Below are 24,721 nucleotides of genomic sequence, written 5' to 3'. Positions count from 1 at the left end.
AGGCGCTGTACGTCGATAGCCTGAGTATCAAACTTTCTGAGTGCGTCTCGAGGTCATTATGAATCCGATGTTAGCGTTGCGGCAGTATCAAAAAATCGGCGCCCAGGCTCAGGCTTCGGAAGCCAGCCCTCATCGTCTGGTGCAGATGCTGATGGAAGGTGGCCTTGACCGCATCGCTCAGGCTAAAGGCGCAATGGCGCGCAACGACTTCGCCAACAAGGGTGTGTTCATCAGCAAGGCCATCGGCATCGTTGGCGGGTTGCGCGAAGGGCTGAACCTCGAGGGCACGCCCAGCGAAAGCCTGGTCAGGCAGGACAGCCTCTATCACTACATGATGGCGCGCCTGGCCGAGGCCAGTGCCCGTAACGATCAGAAGATTCTTGATGAGGTCGCAGGCTTGCTGATCACTGTCAAGGAAGGCTGGGACGCGATCGGTACCCTGCAATAACCTGCTGCTTTCGAGGAGAATAAAAATGAGTGCTGCGCTCAAGCGTATCGAAGAAACCCGTGAAGCCTTGGTAGGTGCACTGGCCGAGCGCGACTGGGAGGCGATCGGCAAGCTTGATCAGGCCTGTCGTGAGTGTGTCGACGCGGCGGTGGGCGAGCCGCCTGCCGATGAACCGGCACTGCGCAGCAACCTTGAAGAGCTGCTGGGCGTTTACAGACAATTAATCGATGTTGCAACCGGCGAGCGTCAAGCCGTTGTCGATGAAATGTCGAAAATCCACAATGCCAAAAATGCGACGAAGGTATACCATCTCTTCGGTTAATGTTTAATTGTCATTTTTATTGCTGGACGAGATTTTCGCCATAAATTTGACTGTGTCCGTTTTTTTGACTTAACTAGTGATGTTTACTATTTTCTGGCGTCTCAAGGTTTATATCTGCTGAGATTGCCAAGTTGTCCCAATTGGTGGGCATTGAGTTGACTAGGGAGACGCTGATTTATTCGATTTTTCGTCCCTGCAACGCTCTGGAGGCCTTGATTTATCTGGGGGCAACAGCTGGGTTTTAGAATAAATCAGCGTCTCCCTAGGGAAGTTGCTATTGCATGTGGCGTGAAATCAAGATTCTGCTAATCGATGACGATAGCCAGCGCCGCCGGGATCTGGCGGTCATCCTGAATTTTCTTGGCGAAGAAAACCTTTCCTGCTCAAGCCAGGACTGGCAGCAGGTGGTCGGCTCTCTGACCTCCACGCGGGAAGTGCTGTGCGTACTGGTCGGTAGCGTCAGCGCACCGGGCACCCTGCAAGGGCTGCTTAAGACCATCGCAGCGTGGGATGAGTTCCTTCCTGTGTTGATGATGAGCGAAAATGCTGCGGTCGAGCTGCCGGAGGATCTGCGTCGGCGTGTGCTTTCCGTACTGGAAATGCCGCCGAGCTACAGCAAATTGCTCGACTCCCTGCACCGTGCCCAGGTCTATCGTGAAATGTACGATCAGGCTCGCGAGCGTGGTCGTCATCGTGAGCCGAATCTGTTTCGCAGCCTGGTCGGTACCAGTCGCGCGATTCAGCATGTGCGGCAAATGATGCAGCAGGTGGCCGACACCGACGCCAGCGTGCTGATTCTCGGCGAGTCGGGGACCGGCAAGGAAGTGGTTGCCCGTAACCTGCACTACCATTCCAAGCGTCGCGACGCGCCGTTCGTGCCGGTGAACTGCGGTGCGATCCCGGCCGAGCTGCTTGAAAGCGAATTGTTCGGCCATGAAAAAGGCGCCTTCACCGGCGCCATCACCAGCCGTGCCGGGCGTTTCGAACTGGCCAACGGCGGTACGCTGTTTCTCGATGAAATCGGCGATATGCCGTTGCCGATGCAGGTCAAACTGTTGCGCGTGCTGCAGGAGCGCTCGTTTGAGCGCGTGGGCAGCAACAAGACCCAAAGCATCGACGTGCGAATCATTGCCGCGACGCACAAGAATCTCGAAAACATGATCGAGATCGGCAGTTTTCGCGAAGACCTTTATTACCGTCTCAACGTATTCCCGATTGAAATGGCTCCGCTGCGTGAGCGGGTCGAAGACATCCCGTTGCTGATGAACGAACTGATCTCGCGCATGGAGCACGAAAAGCGCGGCTCGATCCGTTTCAATTCGGCCGCGATCATGTCGCTGTGCCGGCATGCCTGGCCGGGTAACGTTCGTGAGCTTGCCAACCTGGTCGAGCGCATGGCGATCATGCACCCGTATGGCGTGATCGGTGTGGCGGAGCTGCCGAAGAAGTTTCGCTACGTCGATGATGAAGACGAGCAGATGGTCGACAGCCTGCGCAGCGACATCGAAGAGCGTGTGGCCATCAACAACCACACGCCGAACTTCGCGTCCGGTGCCTTGCTGCCGCCAGAAGGGCTGGACCTCAAGGACTACCTCGGTGGTCTGGAGCAGGGCCTGATTCAGCAGGCGCTGGATGATGCCAACGGCATTGTCGCCCGCGCTGCCGAACGTCTGCGGATTCGTCGTACCACGCTGGTGGAGAAGATGCGCAAGTACGGCATGAGCCGTCGTGAGGGTGACGAACAGGCGGAGGATTGACGTCGGTTTTCAGTGCCAAAAATCAAGCCTCTGAATTTTCAGGGTTTTTTTTTCGGCACGAGGATTGCTAAGTCTCTTGTGACACACCGTTTACTGACGGTCCGCCACAAGAGAGCAGAACTATGTCCCAGGCCGCGCAACTGACTTCCGCCCCCGCTGTTCAGGCTCCGTATTCCCCGGAGCTGGAAAGTCGTCAGGGGCTTGAACAGGCGTTCTCGCTATTCAACCAGATGTCGGCGCAACTCACGGACTCCTACGGAGTGCTGGAGGCGCGAGTCACCGAGCTCAAGGGTGAATTGGCCTATGCCGGCGCTCAGCGCTTGCAGGAACTGGCGGAAAAAGAGCGTCTGGCCAATCGCCTGCAGAATCTGCTCGATCTGTTGCCGGGCGGCGTGATCGTCATCGACGGCATGGGTGTGGTCCGTGAGGCCAACCCGGCGGCCATCGATCTGCTGGGGCAGCCGCTGCTGGGCATGCGCTGGCGCCATGTCATCAACCGCTGCTTCGCGCCGCGTGAAGACGACGGGCATGAAGTTTCATTGAAGGACGGGCGCAGGCTGTCCATTGCCACTCGTTCGCTGGACGCCGAGCCTGGGCAACTGGTTCTGCTCAATGACCTGACTGAAACCCGCCGTCTGCAAGAACAGCTGGCCCGTCACGAGCGCCTGTCGTCGCTGGGGCGGATGGTCGCTTCTCTGGCGCATCAGATTCGTACACCGCTGTCGGCGGCCATGATTTACGCCAGCCATCTGGCCGAGCAGGAATTACCGGTGGAAACCCAGCAGCGCTTTGCCGGACGGCTCAAGGACCGTTTGCACGAGCTTGAGCACCAGGTGCGCGACATGCTGGTGTTCGCGCGTGGCGAACTGCCGCTGACCGACCGCATGGCGCCGGGCGCGCTGTTCCAGGCATTGCAGAACGCGGCCGCTACCCATCTGCAAGGCGTAGCCGTGCGCTGGCAGTGCGACAGCATTGACGGCGAGCTGCTGTGCAACCGCGACACGCTGGTCGGCGCGTTGCTCAACCTGATTGAAAACGCAGTCCAGGCCAGCGCCGGTCGAACCCTGTTGAAAGTTCATGCCTACAGCCGTGGCAATACGCTGCGCATCGCCTTCAGCGATAACGGCAGCGGTATGGACAAGGCCGCACTGGCGCGTATCGGTGAACCCTTTTTTACCACCAAGACCACCGGCACCGGGCTGGGTCTGGCAGTTGTCACTGCCGTGTCGCGAGCGCATCAGGGCGGTGTGCATTATCTGTCGCAGGTCGGCCGTGGCACCTGTGCGATTGTCAGCTTGCCGTTGATTCCGGCGGCCAGCCCTCTGGGTAACGAATGATGTCGATCAAGGTGTTGCTGGTCGAGGACGACCGTTCGCTGCGCGAAGCACTGGGGGAAACCCTTGAGCTGGCAGGTTACGGCTATCAGGCGGTCGGTTCTGCCGAAGAAGCGCTGGTCGCGGCCGATGCGCAGCCTTTCAGTCTGGTGATCAGTGACGTCAACATGCCGGGCATGGACGGTCATCAGTTGTTGAGCCTGCTGCGCAGTCGGCACCCGCAGCTACCGGTGTTGCTGATGACCGCGCACGGTGCTGTCGAGCGAGCGGTGGACGCGATGCGTCAGGGGGCGGCGGATTATCTAGTCAAGCCCTTTGAGCCCAAGGCGCTGATCGCACTGGTCGCCCGGCATGCGCTGGGCCGTCTCGGGCCTGCGGACAGCGATGGGCCAATTGCGGTCGAGCCCGCCAGCATCCAGTTGCTGAACCTCGCCAGCCGTGTGGCAAAAAGTGATTCCACGGTGCTGATCTCCGGCGAGTCCGGGACCGGCAAGGAAGTGCTGGCGCGATTCATTCACCAGCACTCACCGCGCGCCGATAAACCGTTTATCGCGATCAATTGCGCGGCGATCCCGGACAACATGCTCGAAGCCACCTTGTTCGGTCATGAGAAGGGCTCGTTTACCGGCGCCATCGCGGCGCAGGCGGGCAAATTCGAGCAGGCTGAAGGCGGCACGATTCTGCTCGACGAAATCTCCGAAATGCCCATGGCGCTTCAGGCCAAACTGCTGCGCGTGTTGCAGGAGCGCGAGGTCGAGCGTGTTGGCGCGCGCAAACCGATCATTCTGGACATACGTGTCGTGGCCACCACCAATCGCGATCTGGCGGGCGAAGTGGCGGCGGGGCGCTTTCGTGAGGATCTGTTTTATCGCCTGTCGGTGTTTCCGCTGGCTTGGCAGGCCTTGCGTCAAAGGACTGCCGATATTCTGCCGCTGGCCGAGCGCTTGCTGGCCAAGCACGTCAATAAAATGAAGCACGCGCCGGTGCGTTTATCTACCGAGGCGCAGCAGTGTCTGATCAGCTACGCCTGGCCTGGCAATGTGCGCGAGCTGGACAACGCCGTGCAGCGCGCGTTGATTCTGCAGCAGGGCGGGGTGATTCAGGCGCAGGATTTCTGCCTTGCCGGCGCGGTCGCCAATGTGGCGCCTGCGGCAACGGTAACGGCGGTGCCAGCACTGCCTGTCATATCGGTCGCGGATCCTTCCGGCGGTGCAGAGTCCGTCGGCGCACTCGGCGATGATCTGAAGCGACGGGAGTTTCAGATGATCATCGATACGTTGCGCGCCGAGCGCGGGCGGCGCAAAGAGGCTGCCGAAAGGTTGGGTATCAGCCCGCGTACATTGCGCTACAAACTGGCCCAGATGCGCGACGCCGGGATGGATGTGGAAGGCTATCTGTTCGCCACCTGACCCGCGAGACGGCGCGCGGACAAGCGTCTGCGAACCTGGATATTCTGCCTGACCGCTAAACCCCGAAAATATAAACGGACTGGACCGCAGGCCCGGTCCAGAGCCGTTTCATGGCAGGCGACATGACATCTGTAGCGGGTATGGCTAATTGCCGCCATCTAGCTGGCACCGTTGTTGCTATGTCTTCTGTATCCGCTGAATGAGTGTCAAAAATTTGCGGGCCTTACGAGAGAAACGTCCATGAGCCAAGGTGTTGAATTTAATCGCTTGATGTTGGATATGCGGGCCATGCAGATGGATGCCATGTCTGCCCCCAAACCCGTGTCCGGTCCGCAGGAAGCCGGAGCCAGCAGCTTTGCCGACATGCTTGGTCAGGCCGTCAACAAGGTCGCGCAGACCCAGCAGGCATCCAGCCAGTTGGCCAGTGCATTCGAAGTGGGCAAGAGTGGGATTGATCTGACCGACGTCATGATTTCGTCGCAGAAAGCCAGTGTGTCTTTTCAGGCGTTGACCCAGGTTCGTAACAAACTGGTTCAGGCGTATCAAGACATCATGCAGATGCCGGTTTAAGGGACGTACTGAGTCATGGCCGAAGCAACAGCCGATCCTGTTCCTGCACGAGCAGGCGCTTCCGATAAGAAACCGTTGTTCGGTTTGTCTTTTCTGGAAAATCTTTCTGAAATGACCATGCTGCGTCAGGTCGGCCTCATGGTCGGTCTGGCGGCAAGCGTGGCCATCGGCTTTGCCGTGGTGCTCTGGTCCCAGCAGCCGGACTATCGTCCGCTTTATGGCAGTCTGGCGGGTCTGGACAGCAAACAGATCATGGACACCCTGACGGCAGCGAACATCGTCTACACCGTCGAACCCAATTCCGGTGCGCTGCTGGTCAAATCCGATGACGTGCAGCGTGCGCGCATTCAGCTGGCTCAGGCGGGCGTGGTACAGAACGACGCCAATATCGGTTTTGAAATCCTCGACAAGGATCAGGGTCTGGGGACCAGTCAGTTCATGGAAGCCACGCGTTATCGTCGTGGTCTGGAAGGCGAACTGGCCCGTACCATCTCGGCTCTGAACAACGTCAAGGGTGCGCGTGTGCACCTGGCGATTCCGAAAAGCTCGGTGTTTGTCCGTGATGACCGCAAGCCAAGCGCCTCGGTGCTGGTCGAGCTGTACGCCGGTCGCTCGCTGGAGCCCAGTCAGGTGCTGGCCATCATCAACCTGGTGGCCACCAGCGTTCCTGAATTGAGCAAGTCGCAGATCACGGTCGTGGACCAGAAAGGCACACTGCTGTCCGATCAGGCGGAAAACTCCGAGCTGACCATGGCGGGCAAGCAATTCGATTACAGCCGGCGCATGGAAGGCATGCTGACTCAGCGCGTGCAAAACATTCTGCAGCCGATCCTGGGCAATGATCGCTATAAGGCCGAAGTTTCGGCGGTGGTCGATTTCAGCGCCGTCGAATCGACCGCCGAAAGCTTCAACCCTGATCAACCTGCGTTGCGCAGCGAGCAGTCGGTCAATGAACAGCGCTCCAGCAGTTCGAGCTCGGGCGGCGTTCCGGGGGCGCTGAGCAATCAGCCGCCAGGTCCGGCGACCGCTCCGCAAACTGCCGGCGGTGGCGCTGCCGGTGCTGCCGGTCCAATCGCAGCCGGTCAGCCATTACTCGATGCCAACGGTCAACAGATCATGGACCCGGCGACCGGTCAGCCCGCGTTGGCACCGTTTCCGGCCGACAAGCGCGTACAGTCGACCAAGAACTTTGAGCTAGATCGTTCCATCAGCCACACCAAGCAGCAGCAGGGGCGTCTGACCCGTCTGTCGGTCGCTGTGGTGGTCGATGACATGGTCAAGACCAATGCCGCCAACGGCGAAGTCAGTCGTGCGCCGTGGAGCGCCACGGATCTGGCTCGCTTTACGCGTCTGGTGCAGGATGCGGTCGGCTTCGATGCCAGCCGTGGTGACAGCGTCAGTGTGATCAACGTGCCGTTCTCCAGCGAACGTGCCGAAGTGTTGCCTGAGGCGTCTTTCTACTCGCAACCCTGGTTCTGGGACATCGTCAAACAGGCTGTCGGGGTGATCTTCATTCTGATCCTGGTGTTCGGCGTGCTGCGTCCGGTGCTGAACAACATCACCAACGGCAAGAGCAAGCAACAACTGGCCGCGTTCGGTGGTGGCGACGCCGAACTCGGTGGCATGGGCGGTCTGGACGGCGAGTTGTCCAACGATCGGGTAAGTCTGGGCGGTCCGCAGAGCATCTTGCTGCCAAGCCCGACCGAAGGCTATGACGCACAGCTGAATGCGATCAAGAGCCTGGTAGCTGAGGACCCTGGCCGTGTGGCTCAGGTTGTGAAAGAGTGGATCAACACTGATGAATGAACGAGCCATGGTAGCCAAACTCTCGAAAGTTGAAAAAGCGGCTGTACTGTTACTTTCGCTGGGCGAAACCGATGCGGCTCAGGTGCTCCGGCACATGGGCCCCAAGGAAGTCCAGAAGGTAGGCGTGGCCATGGCTCAGATGCGCAACGTGCATCGTGAGCAGGTCGAAGAGGTCATGAGCGAGTTTGTCGACATCGTCGGCGATCAGACCAGCCTTGGCGTCGGTTCCGATGGTTACATCCGCAAAATGCTGACTCAGGCACTGGGCGAGGACAAGGCCAACGGCCTGATCGACCGGATTCTGCTGGGTGGCAATACCAGCGGCCTGGACAGCCTCAAGTGGATGGAGCCCCGCGCCGTTGCTGACGTGATCCGTTTCGAACACCCGCAGATTCAGGCCATTGTGGTGGCGTACCTGGATGCCGACCAGGCTGGCGAAGTGCTCGGGCATTTCGACCACAAGGTTCGTCTGGACATCATTCTGCGTGTATCGTCGCTTAACACCGTGCAGCCTGCGGCGCTGAAAGAACTCAACCAGATTCTCGAGAAGCAGTTCTCCGGTAACGCCAACACGTCGCGTACTACCCTGGGTGGTATCAAGCGTGCGGCCGACATCATGAACTTCCTCGACAGCTCCATCGAAGGCGCGCTCATGGACTCGATCCGCGAGGTCGACGAAGACCTTTCGGTGCAGATCGAAGACCTCATGTTTGTCTTCAACAACCTTTCCGATGTGGACGACCGCGGCATCCAGGCGCTGTTGCGCGAAGTGTCTTCGGACGTGCTGGTGCTGGCGCTCAAAGGCTCGGACGAGGCGATCAAGGAAAAAATCTTCAAGAACATGTCCAAGCGTGCCGCCGAACTGCTGCGCGACGACCTCGAAGCCAAGGGGCCGGTGCGTGTCAGCGATGTGGAAACCGCCCAGAAAGAAATCCTCACCATTGCGCGTCGTATGGCCGAGGCCGGCGAGATCGTACTCGGTGGCAAAGGTGGCGAGGAAATGATCTAAGGATCCAGCCGACTCATGTCCAGTTCCAATAAAGAATCGGCCAGCGACCTCATTCGCGCCAAGGACGCCGGGTCACTCGATATCTGGGCGTTGCCCAGCTTCGACCCGCATGTGGAGCCCGAGCCTGAACCCGAGCCGGACCCTGTCGATGAACCGGTCGAGATGGAAGAGGTGCCGCTGGACGAAGTTCAGCCGCTGACCCTGGAAGAACTGGAAAGCATCCGCCAGGAAGCCTGGAACGAAGGCTTTGCCACCGGTGAAAAAGAGGGTTTTCACAGCACCCAGCTCAAGGTTCGCCAAGAGGCTGAAGTTGCACTTGCGGCGAAAATCGCCAGTCTCGAACAACTGATGGGGCATCTGCTGGAGCCGATCGCCGAGCAGGACACACAGATCGAAAAGGCCGTTATTCATCTGGTCGAGCACATCGCCCGCAAGGTGATTCAGCGCGAACTGGTCACCGATTCCGGGCAGATCGCCAGTGTGCTGCGCGATGCACTGAAACTGCTGCCGATGGGCGCACAGAACCTGCGAATTTTCATCAATCCTCAGGACTTCCTGTTGGTCAAGGCCATGCGCGAGCGTCATGAAAAGGTGTGGAAAATCGTCGAAGACGAAGACCTGCTGCCGGGCGGTTGCCGGATCGAAACCGAGCACAGCCGAATCGATGCCAGCGTCGAAACCCGCATCGCGCTGGCGATCTCGAAGATGCACGATCAGTTGCACGAGCAGGTCACCCATCCTGCGGCGGCTGATTTGAGTGTTGATCTGGAGACCTCGCCAGCCAGCGCCTCCCGCACTGCAGAATCTGAAGCGGACACTCTCGATGCGCCTTGAACGCACCAGTTTTGGCAAGCGGCTCGGCTCGTACGCCGAATCGATCAGCCTGCCTGCCCAGCCGGTGGTGGAGGGGCGCTTGCTGCGCATGGTCGGCCTGACGCTTGAAGCAGAGGGCATGCGTGCGGCTATGGGCAGTCGTTGCATGGTGATCAACGATGACAGTCATCACCCGGTCGAAGTCGAAGCCGAGGTGATGGGGTTTTCCGGTGGCAAAGTGTTTCTGATGCCGGTGGGCAGCGTTGCCGGCATCGCGCCCGGCGCGCGGGTTGTGCCGTTGGCCGATACCGGTCGCCTGCCGATGGGCATGAGCATGCTGGGGCGCGTGCTGGATGGCGCCGGTCGCCCGCTGGATGGTCGCTCGCCGATCAAGGCCGAAGACTGGGTGCCCATGGACGGCCCGACCATCAACCCGCTCAAGCGAGACCCGATCAGCCAGCCGCTGGATGTCGGCATTCGCTGCATCAACGGTTTATTGACGGTCGGTCGCGGCCAGCGTCTCGGTCTGTTTGCCGGTACGGGCGTGGGCAAGAGTGTGCTGCTGGGCATGATGACGCGCTTTACCGAGGCCGACATCATCGTCGTTGGTCTGATTGGTGAGCGGGGCCGTGAGGTGAAAGAGTTCATCGAACACATCCTCGGCGAAGAAGGCCTCAAGCGCTCGGTGGTGGTTGCCTCGCCAGCCGATGATGCACCGCTGATGCGTCTGCGCGCGGCGATGTATTGCACACGAATCGCCGAATACTTTCGCGACAAGGGCAAGAATGTCCTGCTGCTGATGGATTCCCTGACCCGTTTCGCCCAGGCCCAGCGGGAAATCGCCTTGGCCATCGGCGAGCCGCCTGCCACCAAGGGCTATCCGCCGTCGGTTTTCGCACGCTTGCCGAAACTGGTCGAGCGCGCCGGCAATGCCGAAAAGGGCGGTGGATCGATCACCGCGTTTTACACCGTGCTGTCGGAAGGTGACGATCAGCAGGACCCGATTGCCGACTCCGCGCGGGGTGTGCTCGACGGCCATATCGTGCTATCCCGGCGTCTGGCCGAAGAGGGGCATTACCCGGCCATCGATATCGAAGCCTCCATCAGCCGGGTCATGCCTGCCGTGGTCAGCCCCGAGCACATGGCCCGGGCTCAGCATTTCAAGCAACTGTGGTCGCGTTATCAGCAGACCCGCGACCTGATCAGCGTGGGTGCTTATGTGGCCGGTGGCGACCGCGAAACCGACATGGCCATTGCGCTGCACCCGGTGCTGGTGCGTTATCAGCGTCAGGCGTTGCGCGAAAACGAAAGCATGCAGGGCAGTGGCGAAGCGCTGGCGTCGATCTTCGCTCCGGCACCTGGCGGCTGATAGGCCATGGCTCAGAGTCGAGCGGCGCGTCTGGCGCCTGTGGTCGAGATGGCTGAAGCTGCCGAGCGCACGGCAGCCCAACGACTCGGGCATTTTCAGGGGCAGGTCAACCTGGCCAACAGCAAGTTGCAGGAGCTGGACCAGTTTCGCCAGGATTATCAGCAGCAATGGCTGCAGCGTGGCAGTTCCGGGGTTTCCGGACAATGGCTGCTGGGCTATCATCGTTTTCTCAGCCAGCTCGACGTCGCGGTTGCCCAGCAGTACAAAAGCCTCGAATGGCACAAGACCAATCTCGATAGGGCTCGCACCGCCTGGCAGGATTGCTACGCGCGGGTCGAAGGTTTACGCAAGCTGGTGCAGCGCTACATGGACGAAGCACGCAAGCTTGAAGACAAACGGGAACAGAAGCTGCTCGATGAATTATCGCAGCGTTTGCCCCGGCATGAACAATTCTGACTTTTGACTGAATGAGGTCCTGGCGATCTCTCGGTCTGGTCTACGCTCACACTGTCTCGGTGATGAAACACCTCGGAGTTCCCATGACAATCACTTCCGAACGTTCGGCAGATGGTCGACAACTGACCCTTTTCATTGAGGGACGCTTTGATTTTGATGCCCACCAAGACTTTCGCGCTGCCTACGAGGAGTACCCGCAGGATCTGAATTACGTCGTCGACCTGCGCAGTACGCATTATCTGGACAGCTCCGCGCTCGGCATGTTGTTGCTGCTGCGCGATCATGCGGGTGGCGATAAAGCGGTGGTACGGCTGATCAACTGCACGTCCGATGTTCGCACGATTCTGGCGATCTCCAATTTCTCGAAGTTGTTTCAGTTGAGCTGACGGGTGCAGTCGTCCGCAAAGAAGCTGTGCATTCTGATTGTCGATGACAACGCCAGCGATCGCCTGCTGCTGTCGACCATTGTCGCCCGTCAGGGGCATCGGGTGCTGAGTGCCGCCAATGGCGTCGAAGCCGTGGCAATCTTCACGTCCGAACGCCCGCAACTGATTCTGATGGACGCAATGATGCCCGGTATGGACGGTTTCGAGGCGGCCCGGCATATCAAGGCAATGACCGGCGAGTCGCTGGTGCCGATCATCTTTCTGACCTCGCTCACCGAAGGCGAAGCGCTGGCGCGTTGTCTGGATGCAGGCGGCGACGATTTCATGTCCAAGCCTTACAACCCTCTGGTGCTGGCGGCCAAGATCAATGCGATGAACCGCCTGCGCGTGTTGCACGAGACGGTGCGTGAGCAGCGCGACCAGATTTCCAGACACCATGACTATTTGCTCAACGAGCAGCGTGTGGCCAAAGCCGTGTTCGATCAGGTCGCGCATGCCGGCTGCCTCGGCGCGAGCAACATCCGTTACCTGCAATCGCCCTATGCGCTGTTCAACGGCGACCTGATGCTGGCGGCTTACACCCCGGCCGGGCACATGCAAGTGCTGCTCGGAGACTTCACCGGGCATGGTTTGCCGGCCGCCGTGGGCGCCATGCCGCTGGCTGAAGTGTTTTACGGCATGACTGCCAAGGGCTACGGCCTTGTAGAAATCGTTCGGGAGATGAACGCCAAGCTCAAGCGCATTCTGCCGATCGACATGTTCTGTTGCGCGACGTTGCTGTGCGTCAACCTCCAGCAGCATCAGGTCGAAGTCTGGAGCGGTGGTTTGCCGGACGGTTATCTGCTGCGCGGCACACAGGGCGAACATGTGCCGCTGGCCTCGCGCCATCTGCCGCTGGGTGTATTGAGTGTCGATGCCTTCGATACCCGTACCGAGGTGTACCCGCTGGCACCCGGAGACCGGATTTTTCTGCTGTCCGACGGCGTGCTCGACACCAGCGACAGTGACGATGAGTTGTTCGGTGCGCAGCGTCTGCGTCAGGTCCTGTCAGCCAATCGCGAGCCTCAGCTGCTGATTCAGGAAATCCTTCAGGCACTCAACGATTTTGGCGGCAAGGCGCGTGATGACGTCAGCCTGCTGGAAATCAGTGCGGTGGATGAGCCGCCCGCAAGCATGCCGGTCCTGACCTACTCGGACAGCGGCGCTTCAAGCCCGCTGGACTGGTCGGCCAGCTTCGAGTTTCGCGCGTCGACCCTCAAACGCTTCAATCCGCTGCCTTATGTGCTGCAACTGCTGCTCGAAGTCCACGGCCTGCGTAATCAGGGGGCCGCGTTGCACATGGTGTTGGGCGAGCTGTACAGCAATGCTCTGGAACATGGTGTGTTAGGGTTGGACTCGGCGCTCAAGCATGATGCGCCGGGCTTTGCGCTTTATTACCAGCAGCGCGCCGAACGTTTGAGTGCGCTGGAGGCAGGCTTCATCCGCATGAGCCTGCAGATCGAACAGGTCGGTCAGGGGGGTCGTCTGACCTTGAGTGTCGAGGACAGCGGCAACGGATTCAATGCGCAAGCGGCCAGAATGCAGACGCCTGCCAGCGGTGATCTTTATGGTCGCGGTCTGCGACTGGTGTCTGAGTTGAGCCATGAAGCTCGATGGTCCGCTGATGGCAGGACCGCCTGCGTGGAATTTTTATGGGAGGGAGTGGCATAATCCGCATCGGTGGCTGCTTGTGTGTCATCTCGGACCGGCGAAGCGGCCCGTGCCTGAACCCGAACAGACCCTCAAATCTTGATCAAGGAGCGAGCAAGTGTCGATTCATCTGGATTACAGCGTGTTAAACGCGTTGCAGGAAGTCATGGAGGATGAGTATCCAACGTTGTTGGACGTGTTCCTGAAAGATTCCGAGCAGCGCTTGCAGCAGCTGCGCCTGGCGGTTGCAGCCTGCGACCTGGATCTGCAGGAGCTGAGCCTTAACGCGCACAGCTTCAAGGGCAGCAGCAGCAACATGGGCGCATTGCGCCTTTCCGATCTGTGCCGAGAGCTTGAAGAGCAGGCTCGCCATCAAAAGCCGTCCGGACTTGCAGAGCTGGTTGGCGAGATAGACAGCGAATACCTGACTGTCCGCGGGCTGTTCAATGCAGAACGGCAGTTCTTCGTCAGTTAACTGTCCTTTCAGGGCCTGAAGGACAAGTGATCGAAGTTGGCCTGCATCTTGCTGGTGATAGGATAACCAGCTGCTTATGCGGAGACCGAAATGCCCCTTGCCACTAACGCCCTTCTTCAGGCCACCACTGCTGCGACCTCACGGTCCGGTGTGGCGAATAACTCGGTCAAACCTGCCGACAGCAGCAAGGACGGGGCTTCCAGCTTTTCCAATGTCTACGCCAAGCAGGCCCGGGATACCGTCGCGCCACGCGATGACGTGCCGGTCAAACCCGGCCGGGACAGGACTGCGTCCGACAAGGACAAGGTTGCCGCTGGCAAGGATAAGCCGGTCAACGACCAGGCAAGTGCCGCTGACAAGGCGACCGTTGCCGATAGCGGCAATGGCTTGCCTGCCAAGCCCGCGGCGAGTGGCGAAGACGCTGCCAGCGCGGATGCTGCGCAGGAGGATGCTACTGCGTCTGCCGATCCTGCATTGGTAGATGCACAAGCGCTAATCGACCCCGCACTCGATCCTGCCCTGCAAGCGATGACGGTACAGGCGCCTGTTGCGCCGACAGTCAAACCGCAGAGCACGGAAACCAAGGCTTCGCCTGCCCTTGCGACGCTTACGCCGACTGCCGTTACGCCCGCTGCCGCCCCGGTGGTTGCCGAAGCGGCTTTCAATCCTGACGCTGACCCTCTGGCGGGACTGGACGCAGTGCAATTGGCGCTGGAAAATGCCACCTCCAAAACCCAACTGGCTGCGCAGAATGCTCAGGCCGCCAGCAAAGCGACGCCGTCGAACGCAGAAGCTGACCCGACGCAGAATTTAGTCAATAACCTGTCGGCCCTGAGCGAGCAGCTCCCGGCGGATGACAGCAGTACTGAAAGCAGCGACAAGTCCTTCAGCGGTCTGATCGGAGAAGGTCTCAAGGATGTCAAAAGCGCCGCCGGCGACACCCGCGTCGACAACTTCGCCGATCGACTCGCCGCATTGAGCCAAGCGGCGCAACCGGCCCGCGTGGCGGCAACACCCGCTGCCGCGCCGCTGATGAATCAGCCTCTGGCCATGCATCAAAGCGGCTGGACCGAAGGCATCGTCGACCGCGTGATGTACCTGTCGAGCCAGAACCTCAAAACTGCCGATATCAAACTGGAGCCTGCCGAACTCGGGCGTCTGGACATCCGTATCAACATGGCCCCGGATCAGCAGACCCAGGTAACCTTCATGAGCGCACACCTGGGCGTGCGCGATGCGCTGGAAAACCAGATGTCGAGATTGCGCGAATCCTTCGTCCAGCAAGGCCTTGGCCAGGTAGACGTCAACGTATCCGATCAGTCCCAACAACAGGCCCAGCAGCAGGCGCAGGAACAAGCCAGCCGCGCCCAGCGCAGCGGCCGCGGCAACGGCATGAGCTCCAGCGACAGCGCCGATGAAATTGCAGGCGTCGACGCCTCCATCCCCGTCAGCCAGCCAGCGGCACGCGTGATCGGCAGCAGCGAAATCGACTACTACGCCTGACAAAAGCCCTGCCGACGCGGAGCGCCGGCACGATAGTCAACTGCAACCAAGCCGCTTTTGATGTGCTTTTCAACCCCGATGGCACTGACGACGCAGAGTGCGACGTAAGTGACGGCTGAGTCCTGGCGCTGATCCGGGGGATGCGAGGCAGGACGCCGAGCAAGCTGCACCGGGCCATGGATGGCCCGTTGCAGCGGCCCCCGGATCAGTGTCAGGGCGAAGGAACCCGACGAAGTCGGGCCGGAAACGGAGCCAGGATTTTGGTTACTTTGATCCTTCAAAGTCACTCGCCGAGGGGCGAAAAGGTGCCTTGAGTCGTAAACAACCATCACTGACATCGCAAAACCGCTGTATGACGCGGAACGTCCCCGATCTGCACCGCACACTCAAGATCGGACGCAGAGCGTCCAGAACGGCATGCGACGCGGAGCGTCGCACGATAGTCAAAGCGCTTTTTTATCGCGATGGCACTGACGCCGCCGATTGCGACGTAAGTGACGGCTGAGTCCTGGCGCTGATCCGGGGGATGCGAGGCAGGACGCCGAGCAAGCTGCACCGGGCCATGGATGGCCCGTTGCAGCGGCCCCCGGATCAGTGTCAGGGCGAAGGAACCCGACGAAGTCGGGCCGGAAACGGAGCCAGGATTTTGGTTACTTTGATCCTTCAAAGTTACTCGCCGAGGGGCGAAAAGGTGCCTTGAGTCTTAAACAAATACCCCTGACATGGCAGAACCGCTGTGTGACGCGCAGCGCAACAAAGAGGACGCAGAGCGTCCAGAACGGCATGCGACGCGGAGCGTCGCACGATAGTTGATAATCAAAGCGCTTTATGATCACGATGGTGCTGACGACGCAGAGTGCGACGTAAGTGACGAAGGAAACCGACGAAGTCGGGCCGGAAACGGAGCTGGGACTTTGCCTACTTTGGTCCCTCAAAGTGGGGCGCCGTAAGGGCGCAAAGGTGACCTGAGTCAGAAACAAGCATCACTGACACCGCAGAACCGCTGTGTGATGCGGAGAGTTCGGTACAGCCTCCAAGAATAGGGTGTTTGGACCAGCGTCTTCGTGAGCAAGCTCACTCCCACAAGTATCTATACTCCGCCTGATGCTCTTCGCCGGTGGGCGCAAAGGTGACCTGAGCCGTAAACAATTATTACTGACACCGCAGAACCTCCGTGTGACGCGGAGCGTCACGAAAAGCATAGCCACACAGCACGCGAGCGTAACCACTTGTGTCCGCTACATCCCCATTTCGTACAACTCTGGCATAACACTTGCTCTACCTCTGTCACGTAGTAAAGAAACTCTTGAATAGTGACGGATTATTGGCATGGCGCAGAGCGAAGACGTTAAAGACCCCGCACCCAAAGGCAAAGGTAAACTCAAGCTCATCATTATCGCCGTCGTGGCGCTGTTGCTGGCCGTGGGTCTGTCAGTGGGAGCGACCTGGTTTCTCATGCACAAAGGCGAAAGCAAGGTAGACCCGGCCGCAGCGGCAGCCAACGTCAAGCCAGTGGCGGTCTATGAACCGATGACGCCCGCGTTCGTGGTCAACTTCAACGCCAATGGTCGTCAGCGCTACATGCAAGTCAGTATCACCATGCTCGGGCGCAACGCTGCCGACATGGAAGCCCTGAAAGTACACATGCCGCTGATTCGCAATAATCTGGTCATGCTCTTCGCAGGCATCCCGTTCGAGTCGTTGGCGTCGCCGATCGGCCAGGAAATGCTACGTCAGAAAGCGACCGCGAGCATCCAGGAAGTCGCACAGAAAGAACTCGGCAAGACTGTGATCGAACAGCTGCTCTTCACTAATTTCGTATTGCAGTAGGATTTTCACATGGCTGTGCAAGACCTGCTCTCCCAGGACGAAATCGACGCGCTGCTGCATGGTGTTGACGATGGTATGGTCCAGACCGACGGCCCCGGCGAGCCGGGCAGCGTCAAAAGTTATGACCTGACCAGCCAGGACCGGATTGTCCGGGGTCGCATGCCGACCCTGGAAATGATCAACGAACGATTCGCCCGCTACACCCGCATCAGTATGTTCAACCTGCTGCGCCGCTCGGCGGATGTGGCGGTGGGCGGTGTGCAGGTTATGAAGTTTGGCGAGTACGTGCATTCGCTGTACGTGCCGACCAGCCTCAATCTGGCCAAGATCAAGCCCTTGCGCGGCACCGCGCTGTTCATCCTCGACGCCAAGCTGGTGTTCAAACTGGTGGATAACTTTTTCGGTGGTGACGGTCGTCACGCAAAGATCGAAGGTCGTGAGTTCACACCGACTGAATTGCGCGTCGTGCGCATGGTGCTGGATCAGGCATTCATCGACCTCAAAGAAGCCTGGCAGGCGATCATGGAGGTCAACTTCGAGTACATCAACTCGGAAGTGAACCCGGCCATGGCCAACATCGTCGGCCCGAGCGAGGCGGTGGTGATCTCGACGTTCCACATCGAACTCGATGGCGGTGGCGGCGATCTGCACGTGACCATGCCGTATTCGATGATCGAGCCGATCCGCGAAATGCTCGATGCCGGCTTCCAGTCGGACCTCGACGATCAGGACGAGCGCTGGGTCAATGCGCTCAAGGAAGACGTACTGGATGTCAATGTGCCGCTGACGACCACGATTGCCCAGCGTCAGTTGCCATTGCGCGACATCCTGCACATGCGCCCCGGCGATGTGATACCGGTCGAACTGAGCGACTCGCTGGTCATGCGTGCCAACGGCGTGCCTTCATTCAAGGTCAAGCTTGGCTCGCACAAGGGCAAGATGGCCCTGCAAGTAATCGAACCCATAGCACGACGTTGACCTGTCAGGTCGGCGTCGGACATTTTGCGTAACTGAAAGACTGCGTACAGAGGACAACTGATGGCTGATGAAAACGATATGACGTCTGCTGAAGATCAGGCACTGGCCGATGAATGGGCAGCTGCACTGGGCGAGGCCGGTGACGGCGGGCAAGCGGACATTGATGCGTTGCTGGCTGCGGACGCGGGCAATTCGGGCAGCCGTCTGGCGATGGAAGAATTCGGCAGCGTGCCGAAGAGCACCGGCCCGGTGACGCTGGATGGTCCGAACCTGGACGTGATTCTGGATATTCCGGTGTCGATCTCCATGGAAGTGGGCAGCACTGACATCAACATTCGTAACCTGTTGCAGCTTAACCAGGGGTCGGTGATCGAGCTGGACCGTCTGGCCGGCGAGCCGCTGGACGTGCTGGTCAATGGCACGCTCATCGCCCATGGCGAAGTGGTGGTGGTCAATGAGAAGTTCGGCATCCGTCTCACCGACGTGATCAGCCCGAGCGAACGCATCAAGAAGCTGCGCTGAATGAAGCGCTGGCTGAGTGTTCTGTTGACCCTGCCGTCGTTGGCCTGGGCCGCCGAGCCTGCTGCCCAGGCGGCACCTGCGCAAGTGGCAACTACCGTGTCCGGCGGGATGGGCGGCCAATTAGTGCAATTGCTGTTCGGTCTGATACTGGTGGTCGGCCTGATTTTCGTGCTGGCCTGGCTGATGCGCCGCGTGCAGCGTATTGGTCCGAACAACGGTCAGGTTATCGAACTGGTGAGCACGCGTGCCCTTGGGCCGCGCGATCGACTGGTGCTGGTGCAAATCGGCAACGAACAGGTATTACTGGGTATTACGCCGGGTCGAATCACGCCCTTGCATGTACTCAAGGAGCCGGTGAGTGTGCCGGTGCGTGAACAGGCGACGCCTGAATTCGCTCAGCGTCTGATGGAGCTGATGGGCAAGGATAAGGACAAGAAGTAATGGGCGCCTTGCGTTTCCTGATACCGCTGTTGCTGGTCATGGTGGCGCCATCTGTTCTGGCGGCCGATCCGCTGTCGATACCGGCAATCACGCTGTCCAATGGCGCGGATGGTCAGCAGGAGTATTCGGTCAGCCTGCAAATCCTGCTGATCATGACGGCGCTGAGTTTCATCCCGGCGTTCGTCATGCTGATGACCAGCTTCACTCGGATCATCATTGTGTTCTCGATTCTGCGTCAGGCCCTGGGCTTGCAGCAGACACCGTCGAACCAGATCCTGACCGGCATGGCGCTGTTTCTGACCATGTTCATCATGGCGCCGGTTTTCGACCGGGTGAATCAGGACGCCTTGCAGCCTTATCTGGCGGAAAAACTTACGGCGCAGGATGCGGTTGCCAAAGCGCAGGTGCCCATCAAGGATTTCATGCTGGCGCAGACGCGTACCAGTGATCTCGAGCTGTTCATGCGCCTGTCCAAGCGTACCGATATTCCGACGCCGGATGCCGCGCCGTTGACTATTCTGGTGCCGGCGTTCGTGATTTCCGAACTCAAGACGGCGTTTCAGATCGGCTTCATGATCTTCATTCCATTCCTGATCATCGATCTGGTGGTCGCCAGTGTGCTGATGGCCATGGGCATGATGATGCTGTCGCCGCTGATTATCTCCCTGCCGTTCAAGATCATGCTGTTTGTGCTGGTGGATGGCTGGGCGCTGATTGTCGGCACCCTGGCTGGCAGTTTTGGTGGCGTATGAGTCGTTTCACTGAGGAGTCTGTCCGATGACGCCGGAAGTAGCCGTCGATCTGTTTCGCGAAGCGCTGTGGCTGACCACCGTGCTGGTCGCCATTCTCGTGGTGCCGAGCCTGTTGTGCGGTCTGCTGGTGGCGATGTTTCAGGCTGCCACCCAGATCAACGAACAGACATTGAGCTTTCTGCCTCGCCTGCTGGTGATGCTGGTGACCTTGATCGCTATCGGCCCGTGGCTGCTGAAAATATTCATGGAATACATGCTGGCGCTGTACACCAGTATTCCGACGCTGATCGGCTAGCGCCGCATGCAGTCGATGCTCGCGCTGACCGATACCCAGATCAGTACCTGGGTAGCGGCCTTCATGTTGCCGCTTTTTCGGATCATTTCGCTGCTGATGACCATGCCGATCATCGGTACTACGCTGGTGCCACGTCGGGTGCGTTTGTACCTGGCGGTTGCGATCACCGTCGTGGTCGCACCGGCGTTGCCGAACATGCCACCGGTCCAGGCGCTGGATCTGAGTGCGTTGCTGCTGATCGGCGAGCAGATCATCATCGGTGCCGGGATGGGGCTGTCGTTGCAGTTGTTCTTCCATATCTTCGTGATTGCCGGGCAGATCATCTCGACACAGATGGGCATGGGTTTCGCGTCCATGGTCGACCCCACCAACGGCGTGTCTTCCGCGACAATCGGTCAGTTCTTCACCATGCTGGTCACGCTGCTGTTCTTGTCCATGAACGGCCATCTGGTGGTGCTGGAAATTCTTGTCGAGAGCTTTACCACGATGCCGGTCGGCAGTGGTCTGCTGGTCAATAATTTCTGGGAGCTGGCGAACGGGCTGGGCTGGGTGTTGAGTTCCGGGCTGCGGCTGGTGCTGCCTGCGATCACGGCGTTGCTGATCATCAACATCGCCTTTGGCGTTATGACTCGCGCCGCGCCGCAGCTCAACATCTTCTCGATCGGTTTCCCGCTGACCCTGGTGATGGGCATGGTTATCCTGTGGCTGACCATCGGTGACATTCTCAATCAGTATCAGCCGATTGCCAGCCAGGCATTGCAGGCGTTACGCGATATGGTGAGGGCTCGTTGAAATGGCAGAAAACGAGAATGGCCAGGACAAGACAGAAGACCCCACGGAAAAGAAGGTCAAGGACTCACGGGCCGATGGCCAGATTGCGCGCTCCAAGGAGCTGACCACGCTGGTGGTGATGTTGATGGGGTCGGGCGGGTTGCTGATTTTCGGTTCCGACATCGCTGAGATGATGTCCGCACTGATGCGCGACAATTTCACGATAACGCGTGAAACGCTGATGGATCAGTCCTATATGGGCAAAGCGCTGCTCAGCTCAGGCCAGCATGCGCTGGTGGTGGTGCTGCCGTTTCTGATAGCCATGCTGTTGGCTGCCCTGGTGGGGCCGATCCTGCTGGGCGGCTGGCTGTTTACAGCCAAGCCGTTGATGCCCAAGTTCAGTCGCATGAACCCGGCAGCCGGGCTCAAGCGTATGTTTGCGCCAAGCGCGTTGGTCGAACTGCTCAAGTCTCTCGGTAAATTCCTGATCATCCTGGCGGTTGCGCTGGCGGTGCTGAACAGCGAGCGCAAGGACCTGATCGCCATTGCCCACGAGCCGCTCGAACAGGCGATGATTCACAGCCTGATCGTGGTGGGCTGGAGCAGCTTCTGGATGGCCTGCGGTCTGGCGTTCATTGCGGCAGTGGACGTGCCGTTCATGCTCTACCAAGCGCACAAGAAACTGCTGATGACCAAGCAGGAAGTACGCGACGAACACAAAAACAGCGACGGTAATCCGGAGGTCAAGCAGCGCATTCGCCAGTTGCAACGTGAAATGTCTCAGCGGCGGATGATGGCCTCGATCCCCGAGGCCGATGTGATTATTACCAACCCGACACACTTCGCCGTGGCTTTGAAATACGATCCCGAGCAGGGCGGGGCGCCGATGCTGCTGGCCAAGGGGTCAGACCTTGTGGCCCTGAAGATTCGCGAGATTGGCGCGCACAACCAGATACTTATTCTGGAGTCGGCGGCGCTCGCTCGCTCCATCTACTACAGCACCGAGCTGGACCAGGAAATCCCCGCCGGACTTTATCTGGCCGTGGCCCAGGTGCTGGCCTACGTCTATCAGATCCGCCAGTTCCACGCCGGCCAGGGCAAACGCCCCGACCCCCTCGGCGACGTCAAAATCCCCCCGGACCTGCAGCGCGATGCGTAGCCGTTAGCAGCTGTCATAAAGATGCCTTACCTCTGTTCCAACGCTCTACGCTCATCGCTATACGCAAGTCCTGAAGAGCCCGGAAAATGTGGGCGTTCAGGCTTCTGCCCGCAGGGCGTGGGAGCGGACTGGACCGGGCAACGCTTCGCTTGTTCGCGAAGACGATGTTTCAGGAGCTGCATTTTCGGCGACTATTCCGGCCCTTTCGCGAACAAGTTCGCGCCCACGCCCTGCGGGCAGAATCAAAAGCGGACTTATGTATAACGGTGGGTGCTCCGCGTGGGCATGCCGTTCTGGGCGCTCTGCGTCCGCTCTTTAGTGCGCGCAGCGCAAGGTTCTCTGGCTTCACTGATCGCCCTCGTCTTGCGCAGTTTCTACCTCAAAGCCTTGCCGCCACTGGCTTTGTAAAAGTTGGACAGGTTTTTGCAGCAGGGTCGATACAGGGCGCTTTGGCGTCAATGTTTTGATCTAGTGCGCAGGTAACGAATCAGTGGATCGCTCTCAATTACTCAGTAGCGCACGCAGCAATATCTCTGGCCTGGGTCGTGGTCAGTTGGGCGTTCCGTTGTTGTTGCTGATCATGCTGGCAATGATGATGTTGCCCATGCCGCCGTTCCTGCTGGACGTGCTGTTCACGTTCAACATCGCACTTTCGATCGTCGTGCTGCTGGTCTGCGTCTACGCACTGCGGCCGCTGGATTTCTCGGTGTTCCCGACCATTCTGCTGGTCGCCACGTTGCTGCGTCTGGCGCTGAACGTCGCTTCCACCCGGGTGGTCATGCTTCACGGTCAGGACGGTCACGCGGCGGCGGGCAAGGTGATTCAGGCTTTCGGTGAAGTGGTCATCGGCGGCAACTATGTGGTCGGTATCGTGGTGTTCGCGATCCTCATGATCATCAACTTCGTGGTGATCACCAAAGGTGCCGGTCGTATTTCCGAGGTGAGCGCGCGCTTTACCCTCGACGCGATGCCCGGCAAGCAAATGGCCATCGACGCCGACCTCAACGCCGGTCTTATCGATCAGCCGGAGGCCAAGCGCCGTCGTGCAGAAGTCGCCCAGGAAGCCGAGTTCTACGGTTCCATGGACGGTGCCAGCAAGTTCGTGCGCGGCGATGCGATTGCCGGCCTGTTGATTCTGTTCATCAACCTGATCGGCGGCATGCTGGTCGGCATCTTCCAGCACAACATGAGCTTCGCCGATGCCGGTCGCGTCTACACCCTGTTGACCATCGGTGACGGTTTGGTGGCGCAGTTGCCATCACTGCTGCTGTCCACCGCGGCCGCGATCATGGTGACCCGTGCTTCCGGTTCGGAAGACATGGGCAAGATGATCAATCGTCAGATGTTTGCCTCGCCGAAGGCGCTGGGTGTTTCTGCGGCAATCATGATCGTCATGGGGCTGGTGCCAGGCATGCCGCACTTTTCCTTCATCAGTCTCGGGCTGGTGGCCGCTGGCGGCGCCTACCTGTTGTGGAAGAAAGAAAATCAGGTCAAGGTCGAAGCCATTGCCGAAGTGCAGCGTCAGCAAGACCTGCTGCCGTCTCCGACCCGCGTTCAGGATTCCAAAGAGCTGGGCTGGGACGACGTGACCCCGATCGACATCATCGGCCTGGAAGTGGGTTATCGCCTGATTCCGCTGGTGGACCGCAATCAGGGTGGTCAATTGCTCGCGCGTATCAAGGGCGTGCGCAAGAAGCTCTCTCAGGAGCTTGGCTTCCTGATGCCGACCGTGCACATCCGCGACAATCTCGATCTGGCCCCCAGTGCCTATCGCTTGACGCTGATGGGTGTGATCCTCGCCGAGGCCGAGATTTATCCGGATCGCGAGCTGGCGATCAATCCCGGGCAAGTCTTTGGCACGCTGAACGGCATCACCGCCAGAGACCCGGCGTTTGGCCTCGAAGCGGTCTGGATCGAAATCAGCCAGCGCAGCCAGGCGCAGTCGCTGGGCTACACGGTGGTGGACGCCAGCACTGTGGTCGCGACGCACCTCAACCAGATTCTGTACAAGCACTCCCATGAGCTGATCGGCCATGAGGAAGTCCAGCAGTTGATGCAATTGCTGGCCAAAAGCTCGCCCAAGCTCGCTGAAGAGCTGGTTCCAGGTGTGTTGTCGCTGTCGTCGCTGCTCAATGTGCTGCAGGCGCTGCTGGCCGAACACGTGCCGGTGCGTGATATCCGCAGCATCGCAGAGTCCATCGCTAACAACGCCGGAAAGAGTCAAGATACCGCCGCGCTGGTCGCGGCAGTGCGGGTCGGTTTGAGCCGCGCAATCGTCCAAAGCATTGTAGGCGTTGAGCCGGAGCTGCCTGTTATCACTCTGGAGCCAAGGTTGGAACAGATATTGCTCAATAGTCTACAGAAGGCTGGTCAGGGTCAGGAAGAAGGCGTTTTGCTTGAGCCGAGCATGGCTGAAAAGCTCCAGCGTTCGTTGATCGAGGCCGCCCAGCGTCAAGAGATGCAAGGGTTGCCGGTGATTCTTCTGGTAGCAGGTCCGGTCCGGGCGATGCTGTCACGATTTGGACGGTTGGCTGTACCGAACATGCATGTGCTGGCGTATCAGGAAATACCGGACAACAAGCAAGTAACCATCGTAGCGACTGTCGGGCCAAACGGCTGAGGTAGTG

Annotated in this window: 24 protein-coding genes; all 24 read left to right on the top strand. The window is 59.3% G+C overall.

Annotation, left to right across the window (positions count from 1 at the left end):
* The first annotated feature begins 58 nt into the window (after positions 1–58).
* The 24 genes from fliS (at position 59) to flhA (ending at position 24,714) form a co-directional block, all read left to right on the top strand.
* Entirely contained in the window at positions 59–448 is a 390-nt protein-coding gene (gene fliS / locus BLT55_RS12950; RefSeq protein WP_007252083.1) for a flagellar export chaperone FliS, read from the top strand.
* A gap of 25 nt (positions 449–473) precedes the next feature.
* Positions 474–770, top strand: a complete 297-nt coding sequence (gene fliT / locus BLT55_RS12945; RefSeq protein ID WP_007252084.1) for a flagellar protein FliT — start codon at positions 474–476, stop codon at positions 768–770.
* Positions 771–1,051: 281 nt separating this feature from the next.
* Positions 1,052–2,527 (top strand): transcriptional regulator FleQ, encoded by a 1,476-nt coding sequence (gene fleQ / locus BLT55_RS12940; RefSeq protein ID WP_007252085.1) that lies wholly within the window; start codon positions 1,052–1,054, stop codon positions 2,525–2,527.
* Between the two features lie 122 nt (positions 2,528–2,649).
* On the top strand, positions 2,650–3,864 hold the full coding sequence (locus BLT55_RS12935; RefSeq protein ID WP_055001200.1) for a sensor histidine kinase: 1,215 nt from the start codon (positions 2,650–2,652) through the stop codon (positions 3,862–3,864).
* The gene (locus tag BLT55_RS12930; RefSeq protein WP_055001203.1) at positions 3,864–5,270 is read left to right on the top strand and encodes a sigma-54-dependent transcriptional regulator; all 1,407 of its coding nucleotides are present in this window, start codon (positions 3,864–3,866) and stop codon (positions 5,268–5,270) included. Before BLT55_RS12935 ends, BLT55_RS12930 begins: the two co-directional genes overlap by 1 nt.
* 240 nt (positions 5,271–5,510) lie before the next feature.
* The gene (fliE, locus tag BLT55_RS12925) at positions 5,511–5,840 is read left to right on the top strand and encodes a flagellar hook-basal body complex protein FliE (protein ID WP_007252088.1); all 330 of its coding nucleotides are present in this window, start codon (positions 5,511–5,513) and stop codon (positions 5,838–5,840) included.
* Between the two features lie 15 nt (positions 5,841–5,855).
* Positions 5,856–7,646, top strand: a complete 1,791-nt coding sequence (gene fliF, locus BLT55_RS12920) for a flagellar basal-body MS-ring/collar protein FliF (RefSeq protein ID WP_055001199.1) — start codon at positions 5,856–5,858, stop codon at positions 7,644–7,646.
* Complete coding sequence (gene fliG, locus BLT55_RS12915; protein ID WP_005890098.1) at positions 7,639–8,655, top strand: flagellar motor switch protein FliG; 1,017 nt, start codon at positions 7,639–7,641, stop codon at positions 8,653–8,655. Before fliF ends, fliG begins: the two co-directional genes overlap by 8 nt.
* Positions 8,656–8,670: 15 nt before the next feature.
* Complete coding sequence (gene fliH / locus BLT55_RS12910) at positions 8,671–9,489, top strand: flagellar assembly protein FliH (RefSeq protein WP_055001198.1); 819 nt, start codon at positions 8,671–8,673, stop codon at positions 9,487–9,489.
* Entirely contained in the window at positions 9,479–10,837 is a 1,359-nt protein-coding gene (fliI, locus tag BLT55_RS12905) for a flagellar protein export ATPase FliI (RefSeq protein WP_055001197.1), read from the top strand. The genes fliH and fliI overlap by 11 nt, the downstream gene beginning before the upstream one ends.
* Before the next feature lie 6 nt (positions 10,838–10,843).
* Positions 10,844–11,293 carry a flagellar export protein FliJ gene (gene fliJ, locus BLT55_RS12900; RefSeq protein WP_055001196.1) on the top strand — a complete coding sequence of 150 codons (450 nt, stop codon included), beginning with the start codon at positions 10,844–10,846 and terminating at the stop codon, positions 11,291–11,293.
* 83 nt (positions 11,294–11,376) lie between these two features.
* Positions 11,377–11,679: an STAS domain-containing protein gene (locus tag BLT55_RS12895; protein WP_007252093.1), complete on the top strand. Its 303-nt coding sequence runs from the start codon at positions 11,377–11,379 to the stop codon at positions 11,677–11,679.
* Positions 11,680–11,682: 3 nt separating this feature from the next.
* Positions 11,683–13,389, top strand: a complete 1,707-nt coding sequence (locus BLT55_RS12890) for a fused response regulator/phosphatase (protein ID WP_055001195.1) — start codon at positions 11,683–11,685, stop codon at positions 13,387–13,389.
* 97 nt (positions 13,390–13,486) lie between these two features.
* Positions 13,487–13,843: an Hpt domain-containing protein gene (locus tag BLT55_RS12885; protein ID WP_055001194.1), complete on the top strand. Its 357-nt coding sequence runs from the start codon at positions 13,487–13,489 to the stop codon at positions 13,841–13,843.
* Between the two features lie 90 nt (positions 13,844–13,933).
* Positions 13,934–15,346, top strand: coding sequence for a flagellar hook-length control protein FliK (locus BLT55_RS12880; RefSeq protein ID WP_055001193.1), 1,413 nt, complete (start codon positions 13,934–13,936; stop codon positions 15,344–15,346).
* A gap of 1,329 nt (positions 15,347–16,675) precedes the next feature.
* Positions 16,676–17,176, top strand: coding sequence for a flagellar basal body-associated protein FliL (fliL, locus tag BLT55_RS12865; protein WP_054999000.1), 501 nt, complete (start codon positions 16,676–16,678; stop codon positions 17,174–17,176).
* A gap of 9 nt (positions 17,177–17,185) precedes the next feature.
* The gene (gene fliM, locus BLT55_RS12860; protein ID WP_054080214.1) at positions 17,186–18,154 is read left to right on the top strand and encodes a flagellar motor switch protein FliM; all 969 of its coding nucleotides are present in this window, start codon (positions 17,186–17,188) and stop codon (positions 18,152–18,154) included.
* A gap of 60 nt (positions 18,155–18,214) precedes the next feature.
* Positions 18,215–18,676 (top strand): flagellar motor switch protein FliN, encoded by a 462-nt coding sequence (gene fliN / locus BLT55_RS12855; protein ID WP_007252099.1) that lies wholly within the window; start codon positions 18,215–18,217, stop codon positions 18,674–18,676.
* On the top strand, positions 18,677–19,117 hold the full coding sequence (gene fliO / locus BLT55_RS12850) for a flagellar biosynthetic protein FliO (protein ID WP_007252100.1): 441 nt from the start codon (positions 18,677–18,679) through the stop codon (positions 19,115–19,117).
* Positions 19,117–19,869: a flagellar type III secretion system pore protein FliP gene (gene fliP / locus BLT55_RS12845; RefSeq protein WP_007252101.1), complete on the top strand. Its 753-nt coding sequence runs from the start codon at positions 19,117–19,119 to the stop codon at positions 19,867–19,869. The genes fliO and fliP overlap by 1 nt, the downstream gene beginning before the upstream one ends.
* Positions 19,870–19,894: 25 nt before the next feature.
* On the top strand, positions 19,895–20,164 hold the full coding sequence (locus BLT55_RS12840) for a flagellar biosynthetic protein FliQ (protein WP_007252102.1): 270 nt from the start codon (positions 19,895–19,897) through the stop codon (positions 20,162–20,164).
* A gap of 6 nt (positions 20,165–20,170) precedes the next feature.
* Entirely contained in the window at positions 20,171–20,956 is a 786-nt protein-coding gene (fliR, locus tag BLT55_RS12835) for a flagellar biosynthetic protein FliR (RefSeq protein ID WP_042913977.1), read from the top strand.
* 1 nt (position 20,957) lies between these two features.
* Positions 20,958–22,094 carry a flagellar biosynthesis protein FlhB gene (gene flhB, locus BLT55_RS12830; protein ID WP_054999001.1) on the top strand — a complete coding sequence of 379 codons (1,137 nt, stop codon included), beginning with the start codon at positions 20,958–20,960 and terminating at the stop codon, positions 22,092–22,094.
* Between the two features lie 490 nt (positions 22,095–22,584).
* Entirely contained in the window at positions 22,585–24,714 is a 2,130-nt protein-coding gene (flhA, locus tag BLT55_RS12820) for a flagellar biosynthesis protein FlhA (RefSeq protein WP_007252105.1), read from the top strand.
* Positions 24,715–24,721 lie beyond the last annotated feature (7 nt).

This window comes from Pseudomonas cannabina (assembly GCF_900100365.1).
GTDB classification, from domain to species: Bacteria; Pseudomonadota; Gammaproteobacteria; order Pseudomonadales; family Pseudomonadaceae; genus Aquipseudomonas; species Aquipseudomonas cannabina.
The sequence above is the reverse complement of the archived record's forward strand: the minus strand, read 5'-3'. Positions and strand labels throughout refer to the sequence as shown.